The following is a 15,404-nucleotide window of genomic DNA, read 5'->3' on the forward strand; positions in this document are numbered from 1 at the left end:
TGCTACCAGACAAGCTAACAGTTGTCGAGATATGGTTGGGCCGGTCCTTTGCGTATACTGCAACCTATGTTCGCCCACACTGCTTTGCGCCAGCGTTGCGCCAAATGGCTTTTCGCAACCGGACTCTTTCTGCTGCTCGGTGCCTGCGTTGAAAAACCCAGCACCCTGGAGCGCGTGAAGGAGGACGGCGTGCTGCGCGTCATCACCCGCAACAGCCCGGCCACCTACTTCCAGGACCGTAACGGCGAAACCGGCTTCGAATATGAGCTGGTCAAGCATTTTGCCGACGATCTCGGCGTAAAGCTGGAGATCGAGACCGCCGACAACCTCGACGAATTGTTCGACGACCTTGGCAAACCTTCCGGCCCCGTGCTTGCAGCCGCTGGCCTGGTCAGCAGCGAGCGGCGCGCCGCGCAGGCAAAATTCTCGCACCCGTATCTGGAAGTGACCCCACAGGTCATCTACCGCAACGGCCGCCCACGCCCGACCAACGCCAAGGGCCTGGTCGGCAAAAAAATCATGGTGCTCAAAGGCAGCAGCCATGCTGACCTTCTGGCCGAGCTGAAAAAGCAGAACCCTGGCCTGGAATATGAAGAGTCGGATGCCGTGGAGGTGGTCGACCTGCTGCGCATGGTCGACGAAGGCCAGATCGACCTGACCCTGGTCGACTCCAACGAGCTGTCGATGAACCAGGTGTACTTCCCCAACGTACGCGTTGCCTTTGACGTGGGCGACACCCGCGACCAGCGCTGGGCAGTGGCAGCGGGCGAAGACAACAGCCTGCTCAACGAGATCAACGAATTTCTCGACAAGGCGCAGAAGAACGGCACCCTTCAGCGCCTGAAAGACCGTTATTACGGCCATGTCGACGTATTGGGCTATGTCGGGGCCTACACCTTCGCCCAACACCTGCAGCAGCGCCTGCCCAAGTACGAGAAGCACTTCAAGAGCTACGCCAAGGTCGAGCAGGTGGACTGGCGCCTGCTGGCCGCCATCGGCTACCAGGAGTCGATGTGGCAGCCGGAGGTCACCTCCAAGACCGGCGTGCGTGGCCTGATGATGCTGACCCAGCGCACCGCCCAGGCCATGGGCGTGTCCAACCGCCTGGACCCCAGGCAGAGCATCCAGGGCGGTGCCAAGTACTTCATGAAGATCAAGGCTGAACTGGACGACAGTATCCAGGAGCCGGATCGCACCTGGTTTGCCTTGGCCGCCTACAACGTAGGCAGCGGCCACCTGGAAGACGCGCGTGCTTTGGCCAAACGCGAGAAGCTCAACCCGAACAAATGGCTGGATGTGAAGAAGATGCTGCCGCGCCTGTCGCAGAAGCAGTGGTACCGGCAGACCAAGTACGGCTATGCCCGTGGCGGTGAGCCGGTGCACTTCGTGGCCAACATCCGTCGCTACTACGACATCCTCACCTGGGTGACCCAGCCGCAGCTTGAAGGCCAGGTGGCCGAGGGTAACCTGCATGTACCTGGGGTGAACAAGGACAAGCCGGCAGACCAGTCGCCGCCGATGTAAACCTGATCTGGCCTCTTCGCGGGCACGCCCGCTCCCACAGGTTAAATACAGGCCTGAGGGGTGTGATATTCCTGTGGGAGCGGGCATGCCCGCGAAGAGGCCGGCACAGGTTAGCCCTTGGCCCGACGCGCCTTGAAGAAGTCACTGAGAATCTGCCCGCACTCCTCCGCCAGCACCCCGCCCTCCACCATCACCCGGTGGTTCAAAAAGCCTTGGCCAAAGAACTGCCCCTGACTCTGCACGATCCCCGCCTTGGGCTCCAGCGCGCCATATACCACGCGCATCACCCGCGAATGCACAATCAGCCCCGCACACATGCTGCAGGGTTCCAGGGTCACGTACAGGGTACTGCCGGGCAGGCGGTAGTTGCTGGCCGCCCTGGCCGCCGCGCGGATCGCCACCATCTCGGCATGCGCACTCGGGTCGCTGTCGATGATCGGCCGGTTGAAGCCCTGGCCAATCACCTGCCCATGCTGCACCAGCACCGCCCCCACAGGCACCTCGCCCATGGTCGCGCCTTCGGCGGCCAAGGCCAGGGCCAGGCGCATGAATTCCTGATCGCGGCTGCGATCAATGATCTGCGGGCGCATCAGACCACCGCAATCGCGGCCATCAGGCCGGTTTCCATGTGGTCGATGACGTGGCAATGGAACATCCAGGTACCCGGGTTATCCGCCACCAGCGCCACCTGCGCGCGCTCGTTCTTGCCCAGCAGGTAGGTGTCGGTGAACCACGGCTCCTTGATGTCGTGGCGGTTGGAGCCGATCACCTTGAAACTCATGCCGTGCAGGTGGATCGGGTGCTGGTACTGGGTCATGTTCTTCAGCTCGAAGATGTAGCTTTTGCCCTTTTTCAAGGTGGCGATGGGGCGGTCGGCGCAGGTTTTGTCGGTGATATCCCAGACCTGACCATTGATTTGCCACATGCTCGACGGTTTGTCCGGGTCAGTGGTGACAGAGACTTTGGCCGCCCACTCGAAATTGAAGTTCAGCTTTTCGGCATTCTCCAGGTCCGGCTCGGCGATCGGGTTGGGCGGCAGCGCCGGCGGCCAGTCACTCGGCGCGTCGTTGCTGGCCACCGAACGCAAGGTGCCCAGGCGCACGAAGCCGTCACGCAGGGAGATTTCCTCACCCGCCTGGGGAATGCGGATGGCCAGGCAAATACGCATGCCGGGGCCTAGCCAGTACTCGTCTTCCAATGGGCGTGGGGTCACCGGGTTGCCGTCGAGGGCATAGATTTTCGCCTCGCAGTTGCCCTTGAGGTTGATGCGGTAGGTCCAGGTGTTGTCCAGGTTGAGCAAACGCACACGCACCACCTGGCCGGCCGGCAGTTCGGTAACCGAGTCGGCCTGGCCGTTGATGGTGATCAGGCGCCCGGCAGTCCCGTTGCGCGCAGCCTCGCGCGGGATGCTGAAAGGCAGCCAGGCGCCCTGCTCGTCCACGTGCCAGTTCTTCAGGCTAAGGGTGCGCTCATGCTCGAAGCCGGTCGGCTCACGCTCTTCGACGATCAGCGGCCCGACCAGGCCGCGCCCCAATTCCTCGGAGCTGCTGACATGCGGGTGGTACCAGTAGCTGCCGGCGTCCGGCACGCGGAACTTGTAGTCGAAGTACTCGCCTGGCTTGACCGGCAACTGCGACACATACGGCACGCCGTCCATTTCCAGCGGCAGGCGGATACCGTGCCAATGGATGGTGGTTTCCACCGGCAGGTGGTTGATGAAGCGAACCCGCAGCCAGGTGCCTTGGCGCACGCGCAACTCAGTGCCCGGCGCCGAGGGGCCAAAGGCCCAAGCCTCGGTCTTGAAGCCCGGCACCAGCTCTACGTCCAATGGCGCTGCGATCAGCTCGTAATCATGCCCGGCATTGTCATCTTCGACCTTGCCCAGCCAGTAACGCGCCGCGCCACCGGCGCCCAGGCCAACCACAACCAGGCCGGTAAGGCCTTTGAGCATTTGTCGACGGGTGAAGGACATCGGTGCGGGTACCTCGTGTTCTGCGCAATCAAGCTGCCAGCAATGGCTGACGATGAAGGGCGAATACGATACACCTGCAAATGGGAAATATTAAGTGAAGTGTTGTCACACGACGTACAGTCGCTGTTTGCATATCGGTGGCGACGCTACCAGCGACAGAACACGACTGCCCGCGCCGTTCAGGCCCGTAGCGCCGCACCACCTGGTTGCTCCGTTCGAAACCAATGTGCTGCTAACGGTTAAAGCAGATATTGGCGTACTGGCATGCATCCGCACCGAGAACGGCCAGTTCTACGTATGGTGCGACGACATGGGCCTTAGCAGGCGCGCTAGGTTGGCGAAATGGGTACATGAGAGCAACTGAGCTTCTCCCTATTCTCTCGCCCTTCACTACCCTCCTCCTGCAGCTACACGCATCGCGGACATGAAAACTTGGCGCCGACGTTATTTGCATTGGCCCGCGCGCCGTTTAGCAGCGTGCTCAGCAACTTCAGGCGCTCAATTCGACCAGGCGTCGCAGTCCCGTCACAGCAGGCTTTATGCTCCGCGTCGGTCAACTGCGGCTGAAGCACGAGCAATTGTCGCGTGTAATCCGGACGCAGTGCCCGGGCGGCCTGAATAATGCCTTTACGATTAGTTTGGCGAATGCCGTTGTGCCAAACGGCCCTGGCAATTTTTTTGTGCTGCCCCTTGTGGAGGGCATCGGCGAGATGATGATGATCAAGGTGGCGCAGATTCTTGATAGCTTGGCCAATGACAATTTCGTACGCCGAAACTGAAATTTCACGTGAGACCACATCCGAGTTGGCGGCTTTGACATGGACCAGCGTGACAACCTCCGCGACTGGATCGATATGGACAAAATCGGCAAACTCCATGGAACCATCATCGCTGGCAAGCCATCCGTAGCGATTGCCGCTGGCATCCTTGAACATTTGCTCGACCACATAAGCAAAGAGCGAAGTGTCTTTATTCCCATTTCTGTCGTTTGCTGCAATGCAATTGATCAGTGGATGAGCCTTGTCGTGCTCCGGCTTTTCAACGTTAACATCGTAGCCCCTAAGATCGAGCGATTTGCCCCAATCAAAGGGAGCATCCCGGAACTTTGGTAGAAAAAGCTGGCCCTGCGTCAAAGTGTGACCGCTGTCATAGTGAATGCTGATCCAGTCGCGATCGATCAGATGCTCTAGGCCCACTGCGCGCGCGTCCCTTTGCTTGGTTGCGATTAATGGGTCGGGATCGACGTAGATGTCTGTCCAAGCGCCTTCGATCAGATGCCTGTCGATTTGAGGAGTAATATTGATCGACAGTTTACCGAGATTCAGCCCTTGCAGACTTACTTCCACCGTAATGGTAGTCGCCGTTCCGCCTGTAATGTCCAGCTTGGCGCCGTACGCCCATGCTACGGCTATTTCGCGCAAGGAAGTTGAGACATCATCCTCCGAGAGCAGCTCGGGCGGTAGAACAACAACTGAGAACGGGGCGCCAACCGTCGTGAAATCTGTCACAGTCCGGGCCAAGGCTCCATAGAGGTTCCTACCAGCATGAAGCCCTGCGGCGTGATCAATCAATGCCTCCAGCTCACCTATAAAGGCAGTCCAATCCTTAGGTCGACCTGTCCAAACACGAGCTTTGCCAGGCGAAACGCCAACAACACGCTCAGTTGGCTGGCCTCCCTGACTGATAGTGACTGTGCTACGCATGGCCGAGTAATAAAAACTCTGGTCTCCGAGCGGGTCTATCGAGTACTCAAGTGCTGACCCCATCAGCGTCTTTGCGCTTGGCTTGACAGACGTGGGCGCATGCACGCCATTCATCCATATTGCCTTGGCCTGAGATCCAACGAAGGCGCTGTCCATGCTCACCCGATCAAGCGGCGCGAAGCTACCTGCTATTGCCCGAACCAGTGACGAATAGATAGACGTGTCAGAGGCACAGATCGCGGCCCTACTACCTTTGGCAGCGATTACCACCAAGTGCTGCGAAACGTCATTAGGGATACTCGAGCCTACTATCGCCCATGCTGGTGGAGTGGATTGGCTATAGCTTAGGGTGGAGATCCAGAGCCCGCCATGAAGGATTGCTGCGCTTGCACTGCCCACAACGCGAACTCGTACTGCTCCAGGTGCAGCAGACACCGGGATGGCTGATGGAGATAAGGCACTATGAACGAGGGACGCCAACATATCGGCGGATTGCTGATCCGCGTTACCAGCGGCATCGATCAAAAGCAGCGGAGCAAGATAAGGGCGATATGGAAACGAAGATGGCGTAGCGATCACAGACGCTCCCTAAGGCAATCCCCCGCATTAACCACGGGACCTGAATGTGAAAAATGAGCTTAGATGGCGCTGAGCCGCTGCCCTCAACTACTAGATATACTGCTTGGCAGCCCGCATGAAATTTGGCTCAACCACTGCCCCGTACCATGCCACAGAGATGTACTCCTTGGCCATGCAAAACCACTCTGGCGCTTAGCTCCGTTGGAAGGCAAAAAGCCCGCAGTTACGCGGGCTTTTGATTTTCATTGCTATTGAGTATCGGCTATTTTCGGGTATTCAATCATTCCCACTCGATAGTAGCCGGCGGCTTGCTCGACACGTCGTAGGTAACGCGCGAGATACCGTCGATTTCGTTGATGATACGGCCGCTGACAGTCTCCAACAGCTCGTACGGCAGGTGCGCCCAACGTGCGGTCATGAAGTCCACAGTCTCGACGGCGCGCAGGGCTACGACCCAGGCGTAGCGACGGCCGTCGCCAACAACGCCAACCGACTTGACCGGTTGGAACACCACGAACGCCTGGCTGGTCTTGTGGTACCAGTCGGCCTTGCGCAGCTCTTCGATGAAGATGTGGTCGGCACGACGCAGGATGTCGGCGTATTCCTTCTTCACCTCACCCAGGATGCGCACGCCCAGGCCCGGGCCCGGGAACGGGTGGCGGTAGACCATGTCGTACGGCAGGCCCAGTTCCAGGCCGATCTTGCGCACTTCGTCCTTGAACAGCTCACGCAGCGGCTCGACCAGCTTGAGGTTCATCTCTTCCGGCAGGCCACCGACGTTGTGGTGCGACTTGATCACGTGGGCCTTGCCGCTCTTGGCGCCAGCCGACTCGATCACGTCCGGGTAGATGGTGCCCTGGGCGAGGAACTGGATGTTGTCCAGCTTGCTGGCTTCGGCATCGAAGATGTCGATGAAGGTGCGGCCGATGATCTTGCGCTTCTTCTCAGGGTCCGCTTCGCCTTCCAGGTTGTCGAGGAACTGCTTTTCAGCATCGGCGCGGATCACCTTGACGCCCATGTTCTCTTTGAACATGGCCATCACCTGGTCGCCCTCGTGCAGGCGCAGCAGGCCGTTGTCGACGAATACGCAGGTCAGCTGGTCGCCAATGGCGCGGTGCAGCAGCGCGGCAACCACCGAGCTGTCAACGCCGCCGGACAGGCCCAGCAGGACGTTGGCCGAGCCAACTTGCTCACGCACCTGGGCGATGGCGTCTTCGACGATGTTGGACGGGGTCCACAGGGCTTCACAGCCGCAGATGTCCTGCACGAAGCGGGACAGGATGCGACCGCCCTGCTTGGTGTGGGTCACTTCCGGGTGGAACTGCACGCCGTAGTAGCCGCGGCTGTCGTCGAACATGCCGGCGATCGGGCAGCTTGGGGTGCTGGCCAGCACGTGGAAGTTGCCTGGCATCTGGGTGACCTTGTCGCCGTGGCTCATCCACACGTCCAGGCCCAGTACGCCGTCGTCGTCTACGTGGTCTTCGATGCCGTCGAGCAGGCGGCTCTTGCCGACCACATCGACGCGGGCATAACCGAATTCACGCAGGTCGGAACCTTCGACCTTGCCGCCCATCTGCTCGGCCATGGTCTGCATGCCGTAGCAAATGCCCAGCAGCGGTACGTTCAGGTCGAACACGGCCTGCGGGGCACGTGGGCTGTTGGCCTCGTGAACCGACTCGGGGCCGCCAGCGAGGATGATGCCGCGCGGGTTGAATTCGCGGATCGCTTCATCGTCCATGTCGAACGGGTGCAGTTCGCAGTACACGCCGATTTCGCGCACGCGGCGGGCGATCAGCTGGGTGTACTGGGAACCGAAATCGAGGATCAGGATGCGGTGAGCGTGAATGTCGAGGGCCATGACTCAATCTCTGATGCAGTTGCAAGCGTCAAGCCGCAAGCTGCAAGTTGATCGGGGAGAACGCGGTAGTTGCTGCAGCGCAACTACCGCTTGTAGCTTGAAGCTTGTCGCTTACCGCTGGAGGCGTTAGCCGACGCGGTAGTTAGGGGCTTCTTTGGTGATTTGCACGTCATGCACGTGGGACTCGGCCATGCCGGCACCGGTGATGCGTACAAATTCCGGCTTGGTGCGCATCTCTTCGATGGTTGCGCTGCCGGTGTAGCCCATGGACGAACGCAGGCCGCCCATCAGCTGGTGGATGATCGCGGCCAGGGCGCCCTTGTAGGGAACACGGCCTTCGATACCTTCCGGTACCAGCTTCTCGGCACCGGCCGAGGAGTCCTGGAAGTAGCGGTCGGACGAGCCTTGCGCCTGAGCCATGGCACCCAGCGAGCCCATGCCGCGGTAGGCCTTGTAGGAACGGCCCTGGAACAGCTCGACTTCACCCGGGGCCTCTTCGGTACCGGCGAACATCGAACCCATCATCACGCAGGAAGCACCGGCAACGATGGCCTTGGACAGGTCACCGGAGAAGCGGATGCCGCCGTCGGCGATCAGTGGCACGCCAGTGCCTTCCAGTGCTGCGGCAACGTTGGCGATGGCGCTGATTTGCGGCACGCCGACACCGGCAACGATACGGGTGGTGCAGATCGAGCCTGGGCCGATACCGACCTTGACGGCGTCCGCGCCCGCTTCGGCCAGGGCCTTGGCAGCAGCGCCAGTGGCGATGTTGCCGCCGATCACCTGCACTTGCGGGTAGGTTTCCTTCACCCAACGAACGCGGTCGATAACGCCTTTGGAGTGACCGTGTGCGGTGTCGACCACCACCACGTCAACGCCAGCGGCAACCAGGGCGGCAACGCGCTCGCCGGTGTCCTTGCCGGTACCGACGGCAGCACCAACGCGCAGGCGACCCTGGTCGTCCTTGCTGGCCAGCGGGTAGGCCTTGGCTTTTTCGATGTCCTTGACGGTCATCATGCCCTTGAGGTTGAACTTGTCGTCAACGATCAGGACTTTTTCCAGGCGGTGCTTGTGCAGCAGCTCGCGCACTTCGTTCTTGTCGGCGCCTTCGCGGACGGTGACCAGGCGCTCTTTTGGCGTCATCACGTCGCGGACCTTGGCGTCCAGACGGGTTTCGAAGCGCACGTCACGGGAGGTGACGATGCCGACCAGGTCGCCGTTCGCCAGCACCGGTACGCCGGAGATGTTGTTCAGGCGGGTCAGGTCGAACAGGTCGCGCACGGTGGCGTCGGCGTCGATGGTGATCGGGTCCTTGACCACGCCAGCCTCGAACTTCTTGACCTTGCGCACTTCGCCGGCCTGCTGTTCGATGGTCATGTTCTTGTGGATGATGCCGATACCGCCTTCCTGGGCCATGGCAATGGCCAGACGCGCTTCGGTCACGGTATCCATGGCAGCGGAAACCAGCGGAATGTTCAGCTCGATGCCACGAGTCAAACGGGTCTTGAGACTGACTTCATTGGGCAGTACCTCGGAGTAGCCAGGTACAAGGAGGATATCGTCGAAGGTCAGGGCTTCTTGGCTGATACGCAGCATCGCGGGGGCTCCCGGGCGGGAAAAATGGAAGCGCGCCATTATACTCATGCACGGCGCGCCGCTCAATGCAAAATAAGGGCCTTCGGTCAGCCTTGTGGCAGTTTTACCTGCACCACCGCCACCGGCTGGTCGAGCCAGTCGGCAAAGCTGTCGAGAAAGGCCTGGGTAAACCCGGCCTCGCCCCAGTTGTTGAAGATGAACCCCAGGTTGGAAAAGGCACATGGCTGCAGAAAAATGAAGCCATTGATGTCATCTTCGTGGCCACACAGCGGGCAGGTGAAGTTGTCGCTCACTGCCGGGGTCCACTCTTCAAGGCTTTCGAACAGCGGCTCGCCCACTTCGCGGCGGCATTCCGGGCAGCCGGCTTCCTCGAGGAACCCCTCGGTCGGGGTATAGATGCAGCGCTTGAGCATCACTTCCAGGCCATTGACCTGCTCGCCAAACGGCAGCTTTTCAGGATGCAGGGCGACCTTGCGCGCGCCCGCCGCCAAGGCATGGCCCATGCGGTTGCCAGTGCGCCCGCAGGTAGTCAGTTGCTCTTCGACGATCTTCTCGCGCACCAGCCAGCGCAGGATGGCACGGGCACGGGCTTCGTGCACCTCGACGGTGGACAGCTTGGGGACGATGATGCTCTGGGTATTCATGAACGAAGCGGGCCTGCGGACTGCGGGAATCCTGCAATTCTACAGCTCAGCCGCTCAGGTAGCGACCGATCAGCGCCAGGCCGCTGGCCAGCACCAGCCAGGTGATCAGGCGCACGAAGGCTTCGCGGGACAACCGGTGGGTAAGCCGGCGCCCGACCCAGAGGCCGATGAACATCACCGGCAGCAGGCAGGCAGCGAGCAGCAGCAGACGCTGGTCGGCATAAACGCCAGCGATCAGGAACAGCGACAGGCGCACAACCGTACTACAGCTGATCAGCGCGCTCTGGGTGGCGCGCACTTGTTCCTTTGCTTCCAGCCGGGCGCTCAGATACAGGGCGTACAGAAAACCACCACTGCCGAACAAAGCGCCGAACAGCCCACCTGCGGTGCCCATCGGTACGGCCCAGAAACCGGACAGGTGCGCCGGCCGTACTTTCACCGCCAGGCCGTACAGCGCATAGGCCGTGACGAACAGGCCCATCAACAGCAATAACAAATCGGACTTCAACTGCAACAGGAACACCACGCCCAAGGTGCAGCCAATCGCCATGAACGGCAACAGCCGCAGCAACTCGCCGCGCACCACATCGCGGCGCGAAGGCAGCAGGTTGCCGAAGGCCGCGACAAAGTCGAGCAGCACCAGCAGTGGAATGATCCGTGACAACGGCATGAAGTGGATCAGCACCGGGCCGGCCACCAGCGCGGTACCGAAACCGGCTATGCCAAAGACGATGTAGGCGGCGGCGATGGCCAGGAGGATGGGGAGCCATTCGTAGGGTGCGAGGGGGAGCTGGGTGAGCATCGTGCTGGAGTCCTGGGGTGTCCTTGGGTGTCCGTCGCGAGATTGTGGCGCGGCGGACAGGTGCATGCCAGGGAAGTTATAGCGCCTTTGAGATCGAGCGCCGCCCGCGCGGCGCTTCGCGGGGCAAGCCCGCTCCCACATTTGTTTCGGGCCAATTATTCCTGCTTACATAGGCGCACGCCCCCCCTTGGCGCAAGGCACGATATCGCGTTGTACCAACAAAGGCCCGCGCGACAAGAACTCAGGATGGACTGGCCCGAAACAAATGTGGGAGCGGGCTTGCCCCGCGAAGCGCCGCGCGGGCGGCGCTCGATCTCGACACCACCATAAATCTCCCGACATGCACTTGGCGCCCCCTACCTCGCCCCTTATGATGCCCACCATGATCAAAGACCCCTTCGAACGACTCGGCCTGGACCGTGAGGTCCTTACCGTCAGCCAACTCAACGGCCGCGCCCGGGTGCTGCTGGAAGACGTGTTCCGCAGCGTGTGGGTGGAAGGCGAAATCTCCAACCTCGCCCGCCCGGCGTCCGGCCACATGTACTTCACCCTCAAGGACAGCGGCGCCCAGGTACGCTGTGCGCTGTTCCGGCAAAACGCCACGCGGGTGCGCCAGGCCCTGCGCGACGGCCTGGCAGTGCGGGTGCGTGGCAAGGTTTCGCTGTTTGAAGGGCGTGGCGACTACCAGCTGATTCTCGACACCGTCGAGCCGGCAGGCGACGGCGCACTGCGTCTGGCCTTCGAGGCATTGAAGGAAAAGCTCAGTGCCGAGGGGCTGTTCAGCACCGAACGCAAAAAGCCGCTACCGGCTCACCCACAACGGATCGGCATCATCACCTCGCCTACCGGCGCCGTGATCCGCGACATCATCAGCGTGTTCGGCCGACGTGCCCCGCAGGTGGAACTCAACCTGCTCCCCACGGCGGTGCAGGGCCGCGAAGCCATCGCGCAGATCGTGCGCGCGATTCGCCTGGCCGACAGCCTTGGTTTCGATGCACTGATCCTGGCCCGTGGTGGTGGTTCGCTGGAGGACCTGTGGTGCTTCAACGAAGAAGCCGTGGCGCGTGCCGTGGCCGCCTGCGTCACCCCTATCGTCAGCGCCGTGGGCCATGAAACCGATGTATCGATCAGCGACTTCGTGGCCGATGTACGCGCCCCCACACCGTCTGCCGCCGCCGAGTTGCTGGCCCCTGACAACAGCGGCTTGCAGCAACGCCTGGACGGCCTGCAACGGCGCCTGCTGCTGCGCATGCAGAACCGCCTGACCCATGACCGGCTGCGCCTGGAGTCACTGACCCGGCGCCTGCGCCACCCAGGCGAACGCCTGCGCCAGCAGGCCCAGCGCCTGGACGACCTGGACATGCGCCTGCGCCGGGCGTTCATGCTCAGCCTCAGCCAGCGCCGCGAGCGCCTGGCCCGCATGGACACGCGCCTGGCCGCCCAGCACCCGGGGCGCAACCTGAAACTGCTGAGCCAGCGCCTGGACAGCCTGGCCGAGCGCCTGCCGCGGGCCATGCGCGAGGTATTGAAAGACCGTCGCCAACGCTTCCAGGCCCAGCTGCAAACCTTGCAAGTGGTCAGCCCGCTGGCCACCCTCGCCCGTGGTTACAGCATCCTGCTGGACGAGCAGGGCCACGCCATCCGCAGCGCCGGGCAAACCCGCAACGGCCAGCGCCTGACTGCGCGCCTGAACGAAGGCGAACTGCGGGTGCGCGTCGAAGACAACCACCTGACCCCGGTCACCCTCTCACTACTGGACTGACACATGCCCCGCCTGCTCGCGCCCCTGCTTGCCCTCTTCCTCTTGCTGCTCGCCGGCGGCGCCCAGGCCAGCTACATCACCCGCACACTGAACAAGCCGGTGCCTGGTGGCGTGGCCGTGGTCGACCTGGGCCCAGCTGCCAGCGTGCCCAGTGCCCGCTTCGACGGCAAGCCGGTGCTGGTGGTAAAGGAGCAGGACACCTGGCTGGCCATCGTCGGCATCCCGCTGACGCAAAAGCCCGGCACTGCCGTGCTGAACCAAGGCGGCCGCACACTGCCCTTCAGCGTGGGGAGCAAGAAGTACCCCGAACAGCGCATCACGCTGAAGAACACTCGCCAGGTCAACCCGAACCCCGCCGACCTCAAGCGTATCGACCGTGAACTGGCCGAGCAGATCAAGGCCTACCGCAGCTTCAGCCCTGCCCTGCCGAGCAACCTGATCCTCGACAAGCCGGTCAACGGCCCACTCTCGAGCAAGTTTGGTGTTCGCCGCTTCTTCAATGGCGAAGAACGCAACCCGCATGCCGGGCTGGACTTCGCGGTGCCAGCAGGCACGCCGATCAAGACACCGGCCAATGGCAAGGTGATTCTGGTGGGGGATTACTTCTTCAATGGCCGCACCGTGTTTGTCGACCATGGGCAGGGGTTCATCAGCATGTTCTGCCACATGTCGAAGATCGATGTGCAGGTGGGGCAGCAGCTGCGCCGGGGCGAAGTGGTCGGGCGCGTGGGTTCGACCGGGCGGGCTACCGGGCCGCACATGCACTGGAATGTCAGCTTGAATGATGCGCGAGTGGATCCGGCGATATTCATTGGTGCGTTCCAGCCCTGAAACCCCGGCGCCTGCTTCGCGGGCATGCCCGCTCCCACAGGTACAGTGCAGCCCTCGGACTCGGCGCAATACCTGTGGGAGCGGGCGCGCCCGCGAAGATGCCAGCACAGGTACTATCAGTTCAACTGTGTTGCGCCATCGAAAAGTACTGCGCAACAATCAATAGCCAGCTAGAAAACATCAGCCATAAAATCTCGCCTAAGCGCTTTTTTTAAGCATTCCTCTCAATTTTCCCCGAACGCTTGCCATCCCCCATCTCACTGGTTAAGTTTGAAGGCATGAAAACCTTCAGCACCCTCATCCTGCTCCGACAACATCGCAGCCTCTGCCTGGTCAGCGCCCGACTACCAGGCTGAATCGCGTCGCCTCGCCCCTTCATCTCGTTACTGCCCGGCAGGCCCGATCTCGGCCGCACACAAAAGGATTGCTTCCATGACCATGCTCAAAGACCCTTCGAAGAAATACCGCGCCTTCCCGACCATCGACCTGCCTGACCGTACCTGGCCGTCGAAAACCATCACCGAGCCACCAATCTGGTGCAGCTCCGACCTGCGTGATGGCAACCAGTCGCTGATCGAGCCGATGGATTCGGAGAAGAAACTGCGCTTCTGGAAGACCCTGGTGCAGGTGGGCGTGAAGGAGATCGAAGCCTCGTTCCCGTCTGCCTCGCAGACCGACTTCGACTTCGTGCGTACCCTGATCGAAGACGGTCACATCCCGGACGACACCACCATCCAGGTGCTCACCCAGGCCCGTGAAGACCTGATCGCCCGCACCTTCGAATCGCTGCGCGGTGCCAAGAAAGCCATCGTGCACTTGTACAATGCCACCAGCCCGTCGTTCCGCCGCATTGTCTTCAACCAGGACAAGCAAGGCGTGAAGGACATCGCGGTGAACGCGGCCAAGCTGTTCGTCAAGTACGCAGCCCAGCAGCCGGAAACCCACTGGACCTTCCAGTACTCGCCAGAAACCTTCAGCGCCACCGAAATGGAGTTCGCCAAGGAAGTCTGCGACGCAGTCATCGAAGTGTGGAACCCGACGCCTGAGCACAAAGTCATCCTCAACCTGCCGGCCACCGTGGAAGTGTCCACGCCGAACATCTACGCCGACCAGATCGAGTGGTTCTGCCGTAACGTCAGCCGCCGCGACAGCGTGATCATCAGCCTGCACTGCCACAACGACCGTGGCACCGGCATTGCCGCCACCGAGCTGGGCCTGATGGCCGGCGCCGACCGCGCCGAAGGCTGCCTGTTCGGCAACGGTGAGCGTACCGGTAACGTGGACCTGGTGACCTTGGCGCTGAACCTGTACACCCAGGGCATCGACCCGCAACTGGACTTCTCCGACATCGACGGCGTGCGCAAAGTCGTCGAAGAGTGCAACCAGCTGCCGGTGCACCCGCGTCACCCGTATGTCGGCGACCTGGTTCACACCGCATTTTCCGGCTCGCACCAGGACGCCATCCGCAAGGGCTTCGCCAAGCAGCAGGAAGGCGAGCTGTGGGAAGTGCCGTACCTGCCGATCGACCCGGCCGACATCGGCCGCAGCTACGAGGCGGTGATCCGCGTCAACAGCCAGTCGGGCAAAGGCGGCATCACCTACCTGCTCGAACAGGAATACGGCATCAGCCTGCCGCGCCGTATGCAGATCGAGTTCAGCCAGGTGGTTCAGGGTGAAACCGACCGCCTGGGCCTGGAAATGACCGCCCAGCAGATCTACAGCCTGCTGCACAAGGAATACCTCCAGGCCAACGCACCGTATGCACTGGTCAGCCACCGCCTGCAGGAAGAAAACGGCCACAGCGCCGTGGAAGTGGAAGTGGCCGGCGAAGGTGAAACCACCCTGCACTGGCGCGGCAAGGGCAACGGCGCCCTGGAAGCGCTGGTAGCCGGCCTGCCGATTTCGGTTGAGATCATGGACTACAACGAGCATGCGATTGGTGCTGGCACCAATGCCAAGGCGGCGGCCTACATTGAACTGCGAGTAGCCGGTGGCCGTCCGGTGCATGGTGTAGGCATCGATGAAAACATCACCACGGCCAGCTTCAAGGCACTGTTCAGTGCACTGAACCGCTCGCTGAGCCAGCAGGAAGCCAAGGCGGCCTGAGTCACACCTGCACGCAAAAAGCCCGCT

At 61.6% G+C, this 15,404-nt stretch carries 11 protein-coding genes; 4 read left to right on the plus strand and 7 right to left on the minus strand.

Annotated elements, in window-relative coordinates:
- Positions 1-66: 66 nt before the first annotated feature.
- A complete protein-coding gene (mltF, locus tag ACIQUI_RS24400) occupies positions 67-1,524 on the plus strand; it encodes a membrane-bound lytic murein transglycosylase MltF (RefSeq protein WP_403203225.1) in 1,458 nt (485 codons plus the stop codon).
- A gap of 110 nt (positions 1,525-1,634) precedes the next feature.
- Here mltF and tadA read toward each other — a convergent pair whose 3' ends face one another.
- From tadA to ACIQUI_RS24435, 7 genes are all read right to left on the minus strand, one after another.
- Complete coding sequence (gene tadA / locus ACIQUI_RS24405) at positions 1,635-2,114, minus strand: tRNA adenosine(34) deaminase TadA (RefSeq protein ID WP_403203226.1); 480 nt, start codon at positions 2,112-2,114, stop codon at positions 1,635-1,637.
- Positions 2,114-3,496 carry a multicopper oxidase family protein gene (locus ACIQUI_RS24410; RefSeq protein WP_403203227.1) on the minus strand — a complete coding sequence of 461 codons (1,383 nt, stop codon included), beginning with the start codon at positions 3,494-3,496 and terminating at the stop codon, positions 2,114-2,116. The genes tadA and ACIQUI_RS24410 overlap by 1 nt, the downstream gene beginning before the upstream one ends.
- A 407-nt stretch (positions 3,497-3,903) precedes the next feature.
- The gene (locus ACIQUI_RS24415) at positions 3,904-5,355 is read right to left on the minus strand and encodes a hypothetical protein (RefSeq protein WP_403203228.1); all 1,452 of its coding nucleotides are present in this window, start codon (positions 5,353-5,355) and stop codon (positions 3,904-3,906) included.
- 703 nt (positions 5,356-6,058) lie between these two features.
- Positions 6,059-7,636 (minus strand): glutamine-hydrolyzing GMP synthase, encoded by a 1,578-nt coding sequence (gene guaA, locus ACIQUI_RS24420; RefSeq protein WP_060512552.1) that lies wholly within the window; start codon positions 7,634-7,636, stop codon positions 6,059-6,061.
- Positions 7,637-7,762: 126 nt separating this feature from the next.
- Complete coding sequence (gene guaB / locus ACIQUI_RS24425) at positions 7,763-9,232, minus strand: IMP dehydrogenase (RefSeq protein WP_016713074.1); 1,470 nt, start codon at positions 9,230-9,232, stop codon at positions 7,763-7,765.
- Positions 9,233-9,318: 86 nt separating this feature from the next.
- Positions 9,319-9,876, minus strand: coding sequence for a sugar ABC transporter ATPase (locus ACIQUI_RS24430; protein ID WP_403203229.1), 558 nt, complete (start codon positions 9,874-9,876; stop codon positions 9,319-9,321).
- Positions 9,877-9,922: 46 nt separating this feature from the next.
- Complete coding sequence (locus ACIQUI_RS24435) at positions 9,923-10,678, minus strand: sulfite exporter TauE/SafE family protein (protein WP_403203230.1); 756 nt, start codon at positions 10,676-10,678, stop codon at positions 9,923-9,925.
- Positions 10,679-11,060: 382 nt separating this feature from the next.
- Between ACIQUI_RS24435 and xseA the strand changes: the two genes are divergently transcribed.
- The 3 genes from xseA (at position 11,061) to leuA (ending at position 15,377) form a co-directional block, all read left to right on the plus strand.
- Positions 11,061-12,440, plus strand: coding sequence for an exodeoxyribonuclease VII large subunit (gene xseA, locus ACIQUI_RS24440; RefSeq protein ID WP_403203231.1), 1,380 nt, complete (start codon positions 11,061-11,063; stop codon positions 12,438-12,440).
- A gap of 3 nt (positions 12,441-12,443) precedes the next feature.
- Positions 12,444-13,271 carry a peptidoglycan DD-metalloendopeptidase family protein gene (locus tag ACIQUI_RS24445; RefSeq protein WP_403203232.1) on the plus strand — a complete coding sequence of 276 codons (828 nt, stop codon included), beginning with the start codon at positions 12,444-12,446 and terminating at the stop codon, positions 13,269-13,271.
- A gap of 432 nt (positions 13,272-13,703) precedes the next feature.
- Positions 13,704-15,377: a 2-isopropylmalate synthase gene (leuA, locus tag ACIQUI_RS24450; protein ID WP_403203233.1), complete on the plus strand. Its 1,674-nt coding sequence runs from the start codon at positions 13,704-13,706 to the stop codon at positions 15,375-15,377.
- Positions 15,378-15,404 lie beyond the last annotated feature (27 nt).

The sequence above is a fragment of the Pseudomonas sp. NPDC090592 genome, from assembly GCF_044769185.1.
GTDB lineage: Bacteria > Pseudomonadota > Gammaproteobacteria > Pseudomonadales > Pseudomonadaceae > Aquipseudomonas.

Bases quoted from the DNA above. Each gene is read 5' to 3' on its own strand.
- mltF (WP_403203225.1), top strand. From the start codon at position 67: ATGTTCGCCCACACTGCTTTGCGCCAGCGTTGCGCCAAATGGCTTTTC.
- tadA (WP_403203226.1), bottom strand. From the start codon at position 2,114: ATGCGCCCGCAGATCATTGATCGCAGCCGCGATCAGGAATTCATGCGC.
- leuA (WP_403203233.1), top strand. From the start codon at position 13,704: ATGACCATGCTCAAAGACCCTTCGAAGAAATACCGCGCCTTCCCGACC.
- ACIQUI_RS24415 (WP_403203228.1), bottom strand. From the start codon at position 5,355: ATGGACAGCGCCTTCGTTGGATCTCAGGCCAAGGCAATATGGATGAAT.
- ACIQUI_RS24410 (WP_403203227.1), bottom strand. From the start codon at position 3,496: ATGTCCTTCACCCGTCGACAAATGCTCAAAGGCCTTACCGGCCTGGTT.
- ACIQUI_RS24430 (WP_403203229.1), bottom strand. From the start codon at position 9,876: ATGAATACCCAGAGCATCATCGTCCCCAAGCTGTCCACCGTCGAGGTG.
- xseA (WP_403203231.1), top strand. From the start codon at position 11,061: ATGATCAAAGACCCCTTCGAACGACTCGGCCTGGACCGTGAGGTCCTT.
- ACIQUI_RS24435 (WP_403203230.1), bottom strand. From the start codon at position 10,678: ATGCTCACCCAGCTCCCCCTCGCACCCTACGAATGGCTCCCCATCCTC.
- guaA (WP_060512552.1), bottom strand. From the start codon at position 7,636: ATGGCCCTCGACATTCACGCTCACCGCATCCTGATCCTCGATTTCGGT.
- guaB (WP_016713074.1), bottom strand. From the start codon at position 9,232: ATGCTGCGTATCAGCCAAGAAGCCCTGACCTTCGACGATATCCTCCTT.
- ACIQUI_RS24445 (WP_403203232.1), top strand. From the start codon at position 12,444: ATGCCCCGCCTGCTCGCGCCCCTGCTTGCCCTCTTCCTCTTGCTGCTC.